The following is a 15,000-nucleotide window of genomic DNA, read 5'->3' as shown; positions in this document are numbered from 1 at the left end:
AAAACAGCAAAAGAATGAATTTAAATTTGAAATTTTAAATTTAAATCGCATGTGGATAAGCTTTTCCACAAGCTGTGGATAAATAAAACCTCAAAGTTATCCGCAAAACATGCGCATCATAAAGACAGGGTTATTCACAAGATAACACGATGATTTAATTTTAAAATATAGAGATTTCCACAGAAAAAACAGCTTCTAATAATAATAAACTTAAATTTATAAATTTGAATTTATATACTACAACAAAGAAATCTGGGGATAAACTGCATAATTTAAATTTAAATTCAAACCAATTGATATTCAGTTAAAAACAATAGACCTATGGATAACTCTGAGGATATTGTTGTAGATATCTTATATAGCTTTTATAAAACAAGCATTTAAGCTGTGAGTAATAGAATTAGAGGCTATTTAGGATTATTTTTAAACAAAAAAAGATCATCCTAGAAACGATGTAACAAAAACTGTTAATTCTTGACAGAACAAAGAATGCACAATACAATCGCGAACCTTTATAGAACACCAATTTTGGAGTTTCGATATGAAACGTACTTTCCAACCATCTGAATTAAAGCGCAAACGCGTTCATGGTTTCCGCGCACGTATGGCTACTAAAGCAGGTCGTCAAGTTTTAGCTCGTCGTCGTGCAAAAGGTCGGCAAAGCCTAACTGTTTAATCGCAGTTAGTCTTATCGACGATATGGGTGTTATGACACTTTATAGTTTCAGTCCAGAGGTGAGAATCCGATGTGCTGCAGATTACAAAGGTGTATTTGATGGTGCGCTTTTTAAAGTGCATCAACCCCATTTCCTCTTTCTTGCAAAATGCACTGAACAGCCGAAAAGCCGTTTAGGAATTGTTGTTGCCAAGAAAAAAGTGCGCCGTGCGCACGAAAGAAATCGAATAAAACGTATTGCTCGTGAAAGCTTTCGCTTACATCAGCAACAACTAGATGTATTGGATATTGTGGTTATGCCAAAAGTCGGTATAGAAGCAGTGCCTAATGCTGAATTGCATCAACAGTTACAATTTGCGTGGCAAAAGCTTCAGCGTCTTGTAAAAAAACATCAAAAAATATCTATTTCCTCTCCTCAAAATTAGAGGTGGCCAATGGTTCGTATATTGCATTGGTTGATTCGTTTCTATCAAATTGCGATTAGTCCGCTCCTTGGACCTCGTTGTCGTTATATTCCAACTTGTTCTCAATATTCGCTAGAAGCAATCCATACGCACGGCTCGATGAAAGGTGTCTGGTATGCAACGAAGCGTGTCTGTCGATGTCACCCTTGGGGTGGAAGTGGTTACGATCCTGTTCCGAAAAAAGCAATTCGTTTTATTTCATTTCAGCAAATAGATTCTCAAATGACTCACGTTCCTGTACCCTTGCGTGAGCGTTTTTTGAACCAAAATCACTCTAACCATTTGGGGTAAACGATATGCAACAATGGGCCAGATTTGCAATTCTCGGGGCCATGTTCGTCACCGCATATTTGCTTATTTTAGCTTGGCAAAAAGATTATGGTCATGCCGAAACTGCCGTTCAGCCAAAGCCGGCTGCAGTGGTTGCGCATGATGTATCTGCAGATTTGCCAAATAGCGAAACAGCCGCGGTTGTGACAGACATTCCGCAAGCAAATATTGCTGCTGCACAACAAAATACAGCTGCTCCAGCACCTGTAAATCAACAATTGATTTCAGTTCAGACTGATGTATATCATCTTTGGATTAGTCCAAAAGGTGGCGATATCGTTCGTATTGAACTTTTGAATCATGACAAGAGCAAAGACAGTGATCAATCATTTGTTATGCTTGAAAATGATGAAAAAAGAACCTATGTCGCTCAGTCAGGCCTGATTGGTTTAAATGGACCAGACAGTAGCCGCAGTGGTCGCCCTAGTTACGAATTTGAAAAATCGAGCTATACATTAGCAGATGCAAAATCTTCTCAAACGAAAGAAGGTCAAGCTGAAAAAGTGTTGTCAGTACCTATGGTATTGAAAACTGCTGATGGCGTAGAAATTATTAAGACCTTTACTTTCAAAGAAGGTAATTACCCAGTCAATGTGAGCTATCAGGTTGTGAACCGTAGCGCGCAAAACTGGCAAGGTCAGATGTTTGGTCAAATCAAACGTGATAATTCAGACGATCCAGGTAAATCGGATCAAGGGATCTTTACCCTTGGAACTTACCTAGGTGGCGCTTGGGGTACACCAGATGAACACTATAACAAGTTAAAGTTTGATAACTTTACAGAAGAGAAGTTGAGCACAGAGGCCAAAGGTGGTTGGGTTGCTATGGTTCAACATTACTTCGTGAGTGCTTGGATTCCAGGTCATTTTGGTACACAGCCGTATTCTGCGAAGTTGGAATCACGTAAATCTGCTGATGGTATGAACATCATTGGTTTTACGTCTCCAACGATCAATGTTCCTGCAGGCAAAACCATGACTGTGGACGCAACCTTCTATTCAGGTCCAAAAATTCAATCTGAATTAAAAGACTTGGCGGTGGGTTTAAACCAAACTGTAGATTACGGTTGGTTATGGCCAATTGCTAAACTATTGTTCTTAGGTTTGCAATTCTTCCATGGCATTGTGGGCAACTGGGGTTGGTCAATTATTTTATTGACGGTTCTGGTGAAATTGATTCTTTGGCCATTGTCGTCTAAGAGCTATCGCTCAATGGCGAAAATGCGTGTGATTGCACCTGAAATGCAGCGTATGAAAGAAGAGTTTGGTGAAGACCGTATGCGTTTCTCTCAAGAAATGATGGCGCTTTACAAACGCGAGCAAGTGAACCCATTGTCTGGTTGTTTACCACTTCTTCTTCAAATGCCAATCTTCCTTGCGCTGTATTGGGTATTGATGGAATCGGTTGAACTTCGTCATGCACCTTGGCTCGGTTGGATTCAAGATTTATCTGCAATGGATCCATGGTTTATCTTGCCGTTGTTGATGGGTGTGACCATGTTTGTTCAGCAATCATTGAACCCACAGCCTGCTGACCCAATGCAAGCGAAAGTGTTCAAGTTTATGCCGATCATTTTCACAGTATTTATGTTGTTCTTCCCTTCAGGCTTGGTGTTGTACTGGATTGTCAACAACAGTATCACCATCTTGCAACAAAGTATGATCAACAAAAATGTTGCAAAATCACGTGTCAATACAGCCGAAGAAACTCCACCAACCAGCTAGTCTGTGTTGTTGTAGCTGAATCGATCCGCTTAAGGTGATATCCTTAAGCGGATTTTTTTTGCCTTTATTTGAGATACGTTCATGCACACCCCTTTGACTCAAACCACCATTGCTGCCATTGCAACACCGCCCGGTCGTGGTGGCGTCGGGGTGATTCGTCTGTCTGGTCCAAAGGCGTATGCCATTGCTGAGGCATTAACGCAAAAACCTTTAGACAAGCCGCGTTATGCCGGATTTCGTTATTTCTATGATGCTTTCGGTGAAGTCATGGATGAGGGCTTAGCTATTTGCTTCCCAAATCCGCATTCATTTACCGGTGAAGATGTGGTTGAGCTACAAGGTCATGGTGGTCCTGTGATTCAAAATGCCTTGCTGGCGCGTTTGTTTGAACTCGGAGCCATAGCTGCAAAAGCCGGTGAATTTTCCATGCGTGCTTTTGAAAATGGCAAAATGGATTTGGTACAAGCCGAGGCCATTGCGGACTTAATTGATGCCACATCTCAAGCTGCTGCACGTTCTGCGGTGCGTTCTTTACAGGGCGCATTTTCAAATAAAGTAAATGCAGTTTTAGAGCAATTGATTCACTTACGTTTACATGTTGAAGCTGCAATTGATTTTCCAGAAGAGGAAATAGACTTTTTGGCTGATGGAAAAATATTGGCACTGCTTGAAGGTGTACAAAAATCTGTCGGCGCAGTACAACAATCTGCACGTCAAGGCCAGCTTTTACGTGAAGGTTTACAGGTGGTAATTGCAGGTAAGCCCAATGCAGGTAAATCCAGTTTACTCAATGCATTGGCTGGTGTGGACCGTGCGATTGTCACGGATATTGCAGGGACAACACGTGATGTATTGCATGAAAAAATCAGTTTAAATGGTCTTCCCATGACCTTGACCGACACTGCTGGTTTACGTGAAACAGGAGATGTGGTCGAAAAAGAAGGTATTCGCCGCGCCATTAAAGAAATTGAAAATGCTGATCTGTTGCTTTTGGTGTATGACCTAAGCCAAGGCGAAGACCCCCTACAATTGGCGCAAAATTACTTTGCAGAGCATATCGATGCTAAACGTTTAATCTTGATTGCCAATAAATGTGATTTAACGGATCAAGCAGCAGAACTCAGTGATGTTCAAGGTTTTCGCCATGTGACGGTGTCTGCCAAGCAAGAAACAGGCGTTCATGCGCTGATAGATACGATTACAGCGCATGCAGGCTTTCAACCCGAGGAGGATACCTTTATTGCGAGAACCCGCCATTTGGACGCAATGAAGCGCACTCAGGCATATTTGGCAGAAGCACATGAGCAGCTTACCGTCTATCAAGCGGGTGAGTTGGTGGCTGAGTCACTGAGACTGGCTCAAAATGTACTGGGTGAAATTACCGGTGACTTTAGTGCAGATGATTTGCTGGGTGAAATTTTCGGATCGTTTTGTATCGGAAAGTAGCCCCTTTCATAGTAAATCTTTTTGGAAAGAGCCTAAGAATTCATTGTGATAGCTTAGTATTTAATTGTTTTATATAGTGATATTAAGACAATGATCACCATTTCGGATCAGTGGTCTAAGTTTATCTTCTAAAACTTTCAACATTGTAAGTTTTGCTATAAAAAGTCCGTTTAATCGCGGACTTTTTTGCTTTTATTGGCGCTAAATAATTCTATCATCTCTAAAATCATTATTGAGCCTTGAGACGTTAATGCGTTTTAATGTGTAAGAGTTTTTCAGAGCAAGATATGCAGTTTATCTACGATATTGTATTTTTAAAAACTAAGGACGACTAAGTTTCATTTGAAGTTAATAGAACAATGCCATATGTCAGCTTTTTTAGACTTTGCGTAATGCTTTGGTAAGTTTTATATACTTAACGGCAGATACTTTATAAGATGGTTCAGTCTCCTTTTTGATGAGAAGAAAAATGAAAAAAACACCGTTTCTATTGACTGCCCTGCTCTTGGGTTTAACGGCCAATGTGTGGGCTGGCAAGTCTGATCAAACCATTATTGCTGAAGCGAGCAAAAATCTGAGCACTGTTGCAGGCGCAATTAAAGCCAATGATGAGACCCCGGTGAGTGTGACAGGCACCATTGTGCGCCATATCAAAGATGATCATTTCGAGTTAAAGGACAATACTGGCTCGATTCCTGTCGAAATTGATGAAGACTTAGCCACAGTGAAGCAGCTCAAGGCGGGTACGAAAGTCAAAGTTTATGGTGAGGTCGATACGCACCGCGAAAAGCCCACTGATATAGAGGTCCTTAAAATTGAACTTTTAAAGTAATTTAAAACTCATTTTAAAGTGATATGACGTACATATAAAAATCAGCCTAATGAGGCTGATTTTTTAGGTTCAATTGAATTATTTGTGTATGACGTATCCAAAGCACTGCAAACATCAAACCCATGCACATACAGAAGATGAGCACGCCTACACTTAAACCAAAATGATCTGCCAAATATCCCACGGCAATAATCGGAACGATCGTACCCAAATAACCCACAAACAGATACGTTGACATGATCGCTGCACGATTGTCAGGTGTACTCATGCTATGGATTAAACCGAAAGCGCCAAGTAATGTCAAACCATGTCCAATACCAAACAAAACATCACTGATCAAAAACAGCACACTCACTTTAAGCCACATACACAGTGCAAGCATGACCAAGCTCAATACAGCCATGATCAAGCCATAACTCAGACTTTTCGTCGGTTTGATGGCGCGTGAAAAATACTGCACCGTTGCAGAGATAAATAAAATACTGGTGATGGCAATACCACTGACCAATGGTCCATGCCAAGGTAAAATATCTTTTAAAAATGAAGGTGATAAAGATGCAAATAAACTAAATGCAGCAAAAATACAAAAAGCAGCTAAGCAAATAATCCAGAACTGAGCGTGATGCTTTTGCTCTGGGCGTAACAGTTTAGGTGCAAAACTAAAGGCTTGCGCTTTGAAATGATCTGCTTTTAGAAAAAAAAGACTGATCAAGCAAAAGACCGATCCAATCACAACGGGAATATAAGGGGTCACCAGTGGTGCTTCTGAAAACTGTGCAATTAAGCCCCCGATCAATGGACCCAAACCAAAACCAATGGCAGTGATTATAGAACTGAGCTGAGGTGCAATATGCTTATGACTTTCAGGAACGGTTTGAATTAAACCCAATAATGCAGATGTGGTCATTAAACCAGAGGCAATACCAATAATAAAACGCCCGATGCATAGCCAAAGTGCATTGGATGCGAAGATTGAAAAAACCAAACCGATAATGATAAACACCAAACCCACTTGCATGGTTTTGATATAGCCAATGGTGTTACTGGTTCTGCCTAAAAATAGTAATGTGGTCAGGCAGCCGAACATATACGACACAAAAATTAAAGTAATATCGCTGGGCATGAGTTGCCACAATTTTTGGTAGATTGGGTAAAGCGGGCTGGCTAAAGCTGTTCCAATGGTTCCAATACATAAGGCGAGGCTAACTAATATAAAAGGTCGCCATAAGGATAGATTCATAAATTTCTGATTTAATATGGGTGAGTTTTTTCTATGCGTTTCGGGCAAGATAGAATTTAACATTGTGTGATCAAGAGTAAGACCTATCAAAATAATGGTCAATTCATTTCCAGTAAAATAACCAGCTCTACCTGGTTGGTCATTTAAAGGTTTCACGTGAAACATAAGTCACACACAGCTGATAAGATAATTTAAAGAATATCCCATCGTTTAAGATTAGAATAAAAGCAAATAGATGAATGTATAACTCAATATGATTGCAAAAAAAATCGCCGCAATTGCCTGTGCAGCACTTTTCTCAAGCTTGAGTTTTGCCAATGTTGCGACGGTAAAAACAAAGCTTGCGACAAATTATCCCAATATTCAAATCACCAATATACAAGCCACAGAAATGCAGGGTCTATATAGCGGGACTTTGGATAAGCAAGTGGTGTATGTGAATGAAGATGCCCAGCATCTATTTTTGGGTTCAATGATTCGTTTGAAAGATCAGCAAAATCTGACACAAAGTCTCTTGATTCATCAAAATTCAGTCGACTTTAAACAGTTGCCACTTGATGATGCGATTAAATCTGTACGGGGGAATGGGAAGCGCCAACTCGCGATCTTTTCTGACCCAAATTGCCCATATTGTAAGGTTCTTGAAGGTCATTTAGCCAAACTCAACGACGTGACCGTATATACCTTTCTATACCCCATTAAAAATCAGTCCATCATCCCTGCAAAAAAAGTCTGGTGTTCTGCCAATAAAGAATTTACTTGGAAAAACTTAATTCAGAAATCCATTCAACCGACTGGAACTAGCGACTGTGCCAATCCGATTGAACGTAATCTTGCTCTAGGAAAAAAACTCGGCTTACAAGGCACGCCTGTGATTATTTTCTCAAATGGTTTTAAAGTCACGGGTGCCTATCCTGCGCAAGAGATTGAAAAAATTTGGAAAGAATTGGGGCTATAATTATTTTAATTGAATGAATCAAAGGTTTTACAAGCCTAATTTGAGTTTTAGAAAAGCTTCCTTTAAAAATGACAACGCACCTTCAAAGGTGCGTTGTCATGAAAAACAATATTTTATGTAATGTAGATTAGGTTCTTTTCGCAATCATGTTGTAAATGAACAACACGACAATTGCACCAATCACAGAGGCAATGAACCCCGCAGAGGAACCTTCGGGATAAAGCCCCAGCAGACGTCCACCGTAAGTCGCCAATAAAGCCCCGACAATACCCAGTACCGTGGTCATGATAAAACCCAGTTTATCGTCTCCAGGGTGAATCGCGCGTGCAATTAAACCTGCAATGAACCCAATCACAATCGCGCCTAGCAATGAAAACATATGATTCTCCTTGTTGTTCTTTTCGGTTTAGATCTAGAAATAGAAGTCAGATGCTTACTAAAGCATTGACGATCAAGCTAAATTTAAAAAGAGGCCATTTGCTATTTATTGTATATGTTTTGTTCCTGATGTCGAGGACAGGAAAATCCAACGTTAAAAAAAGCGACCGAAGTCGCTTGATGTTTGGATATTATGGTTGATGGCTATTACGGTTTAACCTTCATAGTCCAATTTCACCAATAAATGGAATGTGACGATATTTTTGATCGTAATCGAGACCATAACCCACAATAAATTTATCTTCGACTTCAAAACCTAAAAATTGAACATCAAGATCAATTTCACGGCGTGAAGGCTTACTCACCAAAGTACACAGTTGAATTGAGTTCGGTTGACGAGTTTCCAAAATTTCTAAAACTTTACTTAATGTATTGCCCGAATCAATAATATCTTCAATCACTAAAACATCTTTACCACGGATTTCACCGTCAAGATCTTTTAGAATTTTTACATCACGTGAAGACGTTGTTCCACCCGCATAACTTGAAACGGTCATGAAGTCGAGTTCATGGGGCTTCGCAATCGCGCGGCAAAGATCTGCCATAAAAATCACAGAACCACGAAGTAGGCCGATCAGCACCAATTCCTTGTCACTGTTTGCATAGTGAGCATCAATTTGTTTACCAAGCTCCAAAACTTTTGCATGAATTTCTTCTGCAGAAATCATTACCTTCATTTCAATGGTCATGGGTAGATACCTAAAACAACAATTCAAAAATTAAAAAAGGCGTTGACTTGCAACACCTGTAATATGCGGTAATTTTAAAACATATCTAAATGAGATGCATCACTTTTACTCATAGAATATGTAAGTATTGCTGATCTAGTGGGCATCACGTTTTAAAAGCAATGCACAAAAGACAAATACCCCACCGATCAAAAGATATTTTTTCGTTGAGGTTTTTTTTGATTCAGACTTTGAATTAAGCTTTGAATCAGACGGATTGGTCATAGGCTTTTTGTCCAAAAATATAGGTTGCTTGAATGTTGCGATCATCACCCATGGTGAACAACGCAAATAAGGCATCTTCTATGTTTTTAGCACGTTGTTGGCGCAGTGTCTGTAGCGCGGTTGCATTCAAATTCAGCACCACAAAATCAGCTTCCTTCCCGACATTAAAGTTGCCCAACTTGTCATCCAAATGCAAAGCTTTAGCCCCACCTAAAGTGGCATGATACAGCGATTCAAAGGCAGACAACTTGTTGCCCTGTAGCTGCTGAACTTTATAAGCTTCACTTACCGTTTGTAGTTGATTAAATGACGTCCCTGCCCCAATATCTGTGCCTAAACCGACTTTAACTTGTTTGTCCCATGTTTTTTGCAGTGGAAATAAACCACTGCCTAAAAATAGGTTGGAGGTCGGGCAAAAGGCGATGGCAGAATCTGTGGCATGCATGCAATCCCACTCCGCATCTTCTAAATGCACGCAGTGTGCAAAAACGGAACGCGAACCCGTCAAACCATAATGATGATAGACATCCAAATAACCGTTTTGCGCAGGGAATAAATCTTTGACCCATGCGATTTCATTTTTGTTTTCACTTAAATGGGTATGCACATAGACATCTGGATATTCAGCTTTGAGCTGACCTGCTTTTTCGAGTTGCTCTGGTGTGGAGGTCGGTGCAAAACGTGGTGTGATGGCATAAAGATTACGTCCTTTGCCATGCCATTTTTCAATCAATGCTTTTGAGTCGGTATACGACGTGTCCGCAGTATCACATAGACCCTCTGGTGCATGACGATCCATCATGACTTTACCAGCGATCAAGCGCATGTCATGACGCTCTGCTGCTTCAAACAACGCATTTACGGATTGCGGGTGAACCGTGCAAAATACCAATGCGGTGGTGGTGCCGTTTTTAAGCAGTTCATTGACAAAGAAATGCGCAATTTGGTCTGCATAAGCTTTGTCTGCAAATTGCAATTCTGTTGGGAAGGTATAGGTGTTGAGCCACTCTAAAAGTTGTTCGCCGTATGCCCCAACCATTTCTGTTTGTGGAAAATGAATATGGGTATCAATAAAACCAGGAACAATGAGTTGATCTGGATAGTGCTGAATATCTATGTCTTGAGGAAGCTGTTTTTGACCATCTTGCCAAGTGCCAAACCACTGGATTTTACCTGCTTGGCAGATGAGTAAACCATCTTCTATATAACGCACTTGGTCGTGAATTTCACGCGCTTGGGCTACCGTATTCTGAATATCTAAGAAGCGACCACGAATTGCTGTCGATACAACTACAGAAGACATTTTAAACCTGCGTATTTATTTTTTCGGTTGATTGTAACTTAAAAAATAAACTCTTCCATGATTCGTCCGATATTCTTTTTCATTTACAATGACAGATCACCATAAAATCGAGAAAATTTAACGTGGAAAAAATAGAAGAGCTTTATTCTTCTGAATTAAAAGATCTTTTAATAAAAAATGAAAAAATTATAGATATTTTAAAAATGCTGAAGACATTTGCACCCCAAGCCTATCTTGCTGCAGGCGTCATTCGTAACACAGTTTGGGCGCATTTACATGATCAATCCTTCTCTTTAGATCAGACTGAAATTGATGTGATTTTTTATGATGAAAAAGATGTAGGCCATGTAGCAAAACACATTCAACAAAAACTGAAAAAGACATTTCCAGATATCAAGTGGGATATTACCAATCAAGCAAAAGTACATTTGTGGTACCAAACAGATACAGGGGCTTTTATTCCACCGCTGACGTCAATTGAACATGCACTCTCTTTATGGCCTGAAACTGCAACGGCTGTAGCGATTCGTCTTTTGGAAAATAACGATTTAGACATGATTGCGCCATTTGGTCTAGATGATTTATTCGAGCTAAAACTACGCTGGAACGATGCTTTGGTTTCACGTGGAGTCTTTGCAGATCGTCTAGCATCAAAAAGGTTTTTGAAAAAATGGCCGAAGTTGAAATGGGTTGAGTGATTTATTTTAGAGTGAGGGAAATTAAGTTATAACGGATATCAAAATCAAAATATGCATCATCCCAAGCCGAATTCAAGATTGATACTTTTGAATTATGGTGAGTTTTAAGATTCAAATCGTATTTTTTAGATTTTAGTTTTTTGATGATACTTGCATCGAGAAGATGACCTTCGTCTCTCCAAAAAATGATTGCGAAACTTAAATTCGATTTAATGATAATTCTATCTCCAACATGACTATAAAAAGTAAAATCACTTTTGATATGCCATTCATTAGAATTTGTATTAAATTCGGCATTAAAATTACCACTCGATAAATTTTCTAATGAAATTTCTTTGCCATCAAGACATACTTTTTTAGTTTTAAAATTTACAGTTAAACATGGATTATTCATCATTTTATTAAGTCCATTGAAGTGATTTTATTAAACTTAGAAAAGCCCTCCGAAAGGAAGGCTTTTCTATAGCTTTTATTACAAAGTGGTTTCTTTATATTTCTTACTATGACGAATAGACAGGATTGCGGTGATTGCAAGGGTAATCACGATAAAGCCCAGCGAAATCCAGATAGGCATATGGAATACGTCAAGCATCAGCATTTTGAAACCGATAAACACCAAGATCAAACCTAAACCATAAGGTAGGTAATGCATTTTCGACGCCGCACCAGAGAGCAAGAAGAACATCGCACGCAGTCCTAAAATCGCCATCAGGTTTGCTGTCAGTACAATAAACGGATCTGAAGTCACGGCGAAGATCGCAGGAATAGAATCAACTGCAAAAATCACATCTGATGCTTCCACCAAAATCAGCACCAAAAACAAGGGCGTTGCCCACAGTACGCCATTTTGACGCACAAAGAATTTATTACCTTCAAGCTGCGGCGTAATGCGCATGTGTTTGCGTAGCCATTTAAGAATCGCCATGTCTTCAATATTTGGATCATCATCTTGTCCTTTGAGGAATTTAAATCCTGTATAAACCAGAAAAGCACCGAAAATATAAAGAATCCAAGAGAACTCTTGAACGAACCATGCGCCAATAAAAATAAAGATGGTTCTTAAAATAATCGCGCCCAGTACGCCATAAAGCAGTAATTGGCGTTGCAGCGCAGGAGGAATCGCAAATGCAGCGAAAATCATCAGCCAGACAAATACGTTATCAATCGCGAGGGATTTTTCTAACAAATAACCTGCGAAGTATTCCATGACTTTGCTGTTTGCAATGTCTACACCCGCCGTTTGTTTTAAGTACAGCCATAAACCACCCCCAAATAAACTGGCCACGGTGATCCATGCCACACTCCAATATGCTGCTGTTTTTAATTTTACATCTTGCCCTTCTTTTTGCTTAAAGCCCAAGAAGTCGATGACCAGCATAATGGTCACAATGCCGAAAAATGCCAGATACAGCCAAAGATTGCCAATAGATTCCATAATCATCCTCTACATCTGACAAACGGCCATAAAAAAACCTTGACCAGTCGCCAGATGATATAAACATCTGAAACAACATGATCAAGGTCTTGCCTACATCTAAACCGCACTAAAAGCGCATTTTAGATGCTCGGATACCGACTTTTTTCAAAGCGTAATGACGATATTCCGACGCACAGCATTAAAAATCTAAACATTTTTAATGCTGTGCTTGAAGGAGGCTACTCCCCTTGTTCAACATAAATTTTGAAGAAATATTGAATATTTCTAAAGTGTCTCAAGAATCGCATATTTCTTTGAATTGTGCAAATTTTGTCTGAATTTAGGTTGTTTTGATAAAATCCGTTCTTTGAATCAAGATTAAAGCCAAGAATGTGCCTAATACGGCCAAAACTCCGCCAAAAATTCCAATATAACTTAAACCATAGTTAATACTGACATAACCACCGAGTAGCGCACCCGCGCCAATACCGACATTATAAAGCCCAGAGTAAATCGCCATGGCCACATCAGTTGCATCTGAAGCCAGATTTAAAGTCTTGGCTTGAAGCGCCAGACTCAACACAATAATGCTCATTCCCCATAATAGGCTCAACGTAGTCAAGTTAAAAACAGAACCTGAAAATGGCAGTAGCATTAACATAGCGATTGCCAAAGTTATGCAACTCAATGGAATAAAAAGTTTAGGGAATTTCGCACCTAACTTGCCAAACAGATATGAACCAATGAGTCCCGCACCACCAAAGACCAATAACAAGGTTGTGGTTTGAGATGAGCTAAACTGTGCAATATTCAAGGTGAAAGGCTCAATATAACTATACGCGGTAAATTGCGCGGTAATCATGATCATGGTTAGTGCAAATACAATCATTAGACTCGGACGTCTAATAAATACTTTTAAACTGCTGAGTGAACCTGAGTTTAGACTTGGAAGTTTAGGCAGGCTCAACGCTAAAACCAGACAAATCATCGCAGCACAGAGTCCAATTAAGCCAAAAGTATTACGCCAGCCATAAATCTCACCAATCATTCGACCTAAAGGAATACCCAGCACCATGGCAAGGGCTGTTCCTGTCGCTAACAGTCCCAAGGCTTGAAATTGTTTACCTTTAGGTGCAACCCGAAGGGCCAAAGATGCGGTAATGGCCCAGAATAACGCATGTGAAAACGCGATCCCAATCCGACTTGCCATGAGCACATTAAAATTCCATGCCATATAGGATAATAGATGACTCACAATAAATACCGCGAATAGAACCAACAATAGAGAACGTCTTTCAATATTTTTAGTCAGCAGCATAATCGGCAGTGAAATCGGTGCGACCACCCATGCGTATAGTGTAATCATGATCCCGACATCGGTTGAAGGCATGCCAAAACTTGCCCCAATGTCACTGAGCAGTGCGACAGGAATAAATTCAGTGGTATTAAAAATAAATGCCGCGAAGGCTAAACTAATGACACTAATCCACTGACGTGTGGGATCTTGTAGAGGTTCAGTTGTAGATAGGGTCATGAATGGTTGCTTATAAAAGTGTGCAGGTATTTTAGGGCTTAAATTTTGCTGTGTTAAGACTTGATCTGATTTATAGGAGGCGCTGTTAAAGTGACTGCGCAGATGATCGTTCGCTGCTGTTAAAAATTGATAATAAAATTTAACAGTGTTAAAAAAGCAAACGTGGCACTTTCTACATTAAGAAAAATTTTAGGAATATAAAAATGTTTGAAATTAAACATAGAGATAATGGTGCTAAAGGCGAATTTTATATTGGTGAAGAGGGTCAGCATTTGGCTGAAATGACATATTCTTGGGCCGGAACAGACAAATTTATTATTGATCATACCCAAGTGAGTGATGAGCTTCGTGGTCAAAATGTAGGTCGTAAATTGGTAGATCGTGCAGTCGAATTGGCACGCGAAAAAAATGTTAAAATTTTACCCCTCTGTCCTTTCGCTAAGTCTGTATTTGATAAAGACGAATCTATTCATGATGTATTATTCGTTTAAATGATAGTGCTTTACTCAATGATAAAATATAGGTGATCGATGCAGTTCCAACATCAAGATGATGGTCAACAGGGTGAATTCTTTGCTGTGAATGAACAGGCTCAGCGAATTGCAGAAATCAGCTATGTCTGGCGTGGTGAGCATCAGGTGATTGCCAATCATACTTGGGTTGATGATGCCTTGCGAGGGCAAGGTGTTGCTCGTCAGTTGCTGGACGTGTTGGTTGCTTTTGCACGTGAGAAAAATTTAAAAATCATTCCCACATGTTCATATGTTGAAGTGATGTTTAGACGGGATAAAACTTTGGCGGATGTTTTTTATTGATAGCTTACAATCAGATAGATTCTTTAGTTAAGAAACTCTCTATTTTCATTTAAAGGTCGACGCCGAGCGCGTTCGTTGCGTCTTTTTCGAGTTTTAAAGTAATGAACGGTGATATAACCAAAGAGTAGACTACTCAACATTACAGGTATAGATATATAGTCTTGCGCTAAAA

The 15,000-nt window shown here is 39.7% G+C and carries 17 protein-coding genes; 10 read left to right on the top strand and 7 right to left on the bottom strand.

Annotated elements, in window-relative coordinates; genetic code table 11:
* The first annotated feature begins 541 nt into the window (after positions 1-541).
* The 6 genes from rpmH (at position 542) to AMD27_RS16145 (ending at position 5,472) form a co-directional block, all read left to right on the top strand.
* Positions 542-676, top strand: a complete 135-nt coding sequence (gene rpmH / locus AMD27_RS16170) for a 50S ribosomal protein L34 (protein ID WP_067662597.1) — start codon at positions 542-544, stop codon at positions 674-676.
* A gap of 32 nt (positions 677-708) precedes the next feature.
* The gene (gene rnpA / locus AMD27_RS16165) at positions 709-1,101 is read left to right on the top strand and encodes a ribonuclease P protein component (protein WP_067662594.1); all 393 of its coding nucleotides are present in this window, start codon (positions 709-711) and stop codon (positions 1,099-1,101) included.
* Positions 1,102-1,110: 9 nt separating this feature from the next.
* On the top strand, positions 1,111-1,431 hold the full coding sequence (yidD, locus tag AMD27_RS16160) for a membrane protein insertion efficiency factor YidD (RefSeq protein ID WP_067662591.1): 321 nt from the start codon (positions 1,111-1,113) through the stop codon (positions 1,429-1,431).
* A gap of 5 nt (positions 1,432-1,436) precedes the next feature.
* On the top strand, positions 1,437-3,194 hold the full coding sequence (gene yidC / locus AMD27_RS16155) for a membrane protein insertase YidC (RefSeq protein ID WP_067662588.1): 1,758 nt from the start codon (positions 1,437-1,439) through the stop codon (positions 3,192-3,194).
* Between the two features lie 81 nt (positions 3,195-3,275).
* Entirely contained in the window at positions 3,276-4,640 is a 1,365-nt protein-coding gene (mnmE, locus tag AMD27_RS16150) for a tRNA uridine-5-carboxymethylaminomethyl(34) synthesis GTPase MnmE (RefSeq protein ID WP_067662585.1), read from the top strand.
* Between the two features lie 469 nt (positions 4,641-5,109).
* A complete protein-coding gene (locus AMD27_RS16145; RefSeq protein ID WP_067662582.1) occupies positions 5,110-5,472 on the top strand; it encodes a NirD/YgiW/YdeI family stress tolerance protein in 363 nt (120 codons plus the stop codon).
* A gap of 46 nt (positions 5,473-5,518) precedes the next feature.
* Here AMD27_RS16145 and AMD27_RS16140 read toward each other — a convergent pair whose 3' ends face one another.
* Positions 5,519-6,775, bottom strand: coding sequence for an MFS transporter (locus AMD27_RS16140; RefSeq protein WP_150115791.1), 1,257 nt, complete (start codon positions 6,773-6,775; stop codon positions 5,519-5,521).
* A 193-nt stretch (positions 6,776-6,968) separates the two neighbouring features.
* On the opposite strand from AMD27_RS16140, the gene AMD27_RS16135 reads away from it, so the two are divergent.
* A complete protein-coding gene (locus tag AMD27_RS16135; protein WP_416202824.1) occupies positions 6,969-7,670 on the top strand; it encodes a DsbC family protein in 702 nt (233 codons plus the stop codon).
* A gap of 127 nt (positions 7,671-7,797) precedes the next feature.
* On the opposite strand, the gene AMD27_RS16130 is transcribed toward AMD27_RS16135, so the two are convergent.
* The 3 genes from AMD27_RS16130 to guaD all read right to left on the bottom strand — a co-directional run bounded on the left by AMD27_RS16130 (position 7,798) and on the right by guaD (position 10,364).
* Complete coding sequence (locus AMD27_RS16130) at positions 7,798-8,049, bottom strand: GlsB/YeaQ/YmgE family stress response membrane protein (protein WP_067662576.1); 252 nt, start codon at positions 8,047-8,049, stop codon at positions 7,798-7,800.
* 220 nt (positions 8,050-8,269) lie between these two features.
* Positions 8,270-8,797 carry a hypoxanthine phosphoribosyltransferase gene (hpt, locus tag AMD27_RS16125; RefSeq protein WP_067662573.1) on the bottom strand — a complete coding sequence of 176 codons (528 nt, stop codon included), beginning with the start codon at positions 8,795-8,797 and terminating at the stop codon, positions 8,270-8,272.
* Between the two features lie 247 nt (positions 8,798-9,044).
* Positions 9,045-10,364, bottom strand: coding sequence for a guanine deaminase (gene guaD, locus AMD27_RS16120; protein WP_067662570.1), 1,320 nt, complete (start codon positions 10,362-10,364; stop codon positions 9,045-9,047).
* A gap of 203 nt (positions 10,365-10,567) precedes the next feature.
* Here guaD and AMD27_RS16115 point away from each other — a divergent pair, with 203 nt between their 5' ends.
* The gene (locus tag AMD27_RS16115) at positions 10,568-11,062 is read left to right on the top strand and encodes a nucleotidyltransferase family protein (RefSeq protein WP_081406027.1); all 495 of its coding nucleotides are present in this window, start codon (positions 10,568-10,570) and stop codon (positions 11,060-11,062) included.
* 1 nt (position 11,063) lies between these two features.
* On the opposite strand, the gene AMD27_RS16110 is transcribed toward AMD27_RS16115, so the two are convergent.
* From AMD27_RS16110 to AMD27_RS16100, 3 genes are all read right to left on the bottom strand, one after another.
* On the bottom strand, positions 11,064-11,459 hold the full coding sequence (locus tag AMD27_RS16110; protein WP_067662563.1) for a hypothetical protein: 396 nt from the start codon (positions 11,457-11,459) through the stop codon (positions 11,064-11,066).
* 75 nt (positions 11,460-11,534) lie between these two features.
* Positions 11,535-12,497: a TerC family protein gene (locus AMD27_RS16105; RefSeq protein ID WP_067662560.1), complete on the bottom strand. Its 963-nt coding sequence runs from the start codon at positions 12,495-12,497 to the stop codon at positions 11,535-11,537.
* 322 nt (positions 12,498-12,819) lie between these two features.
* Positions 12,820-14,013: a sugar transporter gene (locus AMD27_RS16100; RefSeq protein ID WP_067662557.1), complete on the bottom strand. Its 1,194-nt coding sequence runs from the start codon at positions 14,011-14,013 to the stop codon at positions 12,820-12,822.
* A 203-nt stretch (positions 14,014-14,216) separates the two neighbouring features.
* Between AMD27_RS16100 and AMD27_RS16095 the strand changes: the two genes are divergently transcribed.
* A complete protein-coding gene (locus tag AMD27_RS16095; RefSeq protein ID WP_067662556.1) occupies positions 14,217-14,504 on the top strand; it encodes a GNAT family N-acetyltransferase in 288 nt (95 codons plus the stop codon).
* 39 nt (positions 14,505-14,543) lie between these two features.
* Positions 14,544-14,828, top strand: coding sequence for a GNAT family N-acetyltransferase (locus AMD27_RS16090; protein WP_067662554.1), 285 nt, complete (start codon positions 14,544-14,546; stop codon positions 14,826-14,828).
* Positions 14,829-15,000: the final 172 nt, after the last annotated feature.

It is taken from the genome of Acinetobacter sp. TGL-Y2 (assembly GCF_001612555.1).
Classification (GTDB): domain Bacteria; phylum Pseudomonadota; class Gammaproteobacteria; order Pseudomonadales; family Moraxellaceae; genus Acinetobacter.
The sequence above is the reverse complement of the archived record's forward strand: the minus strand, read 5'-3'. Positions and strand labels throughout refer to the sequence as shown.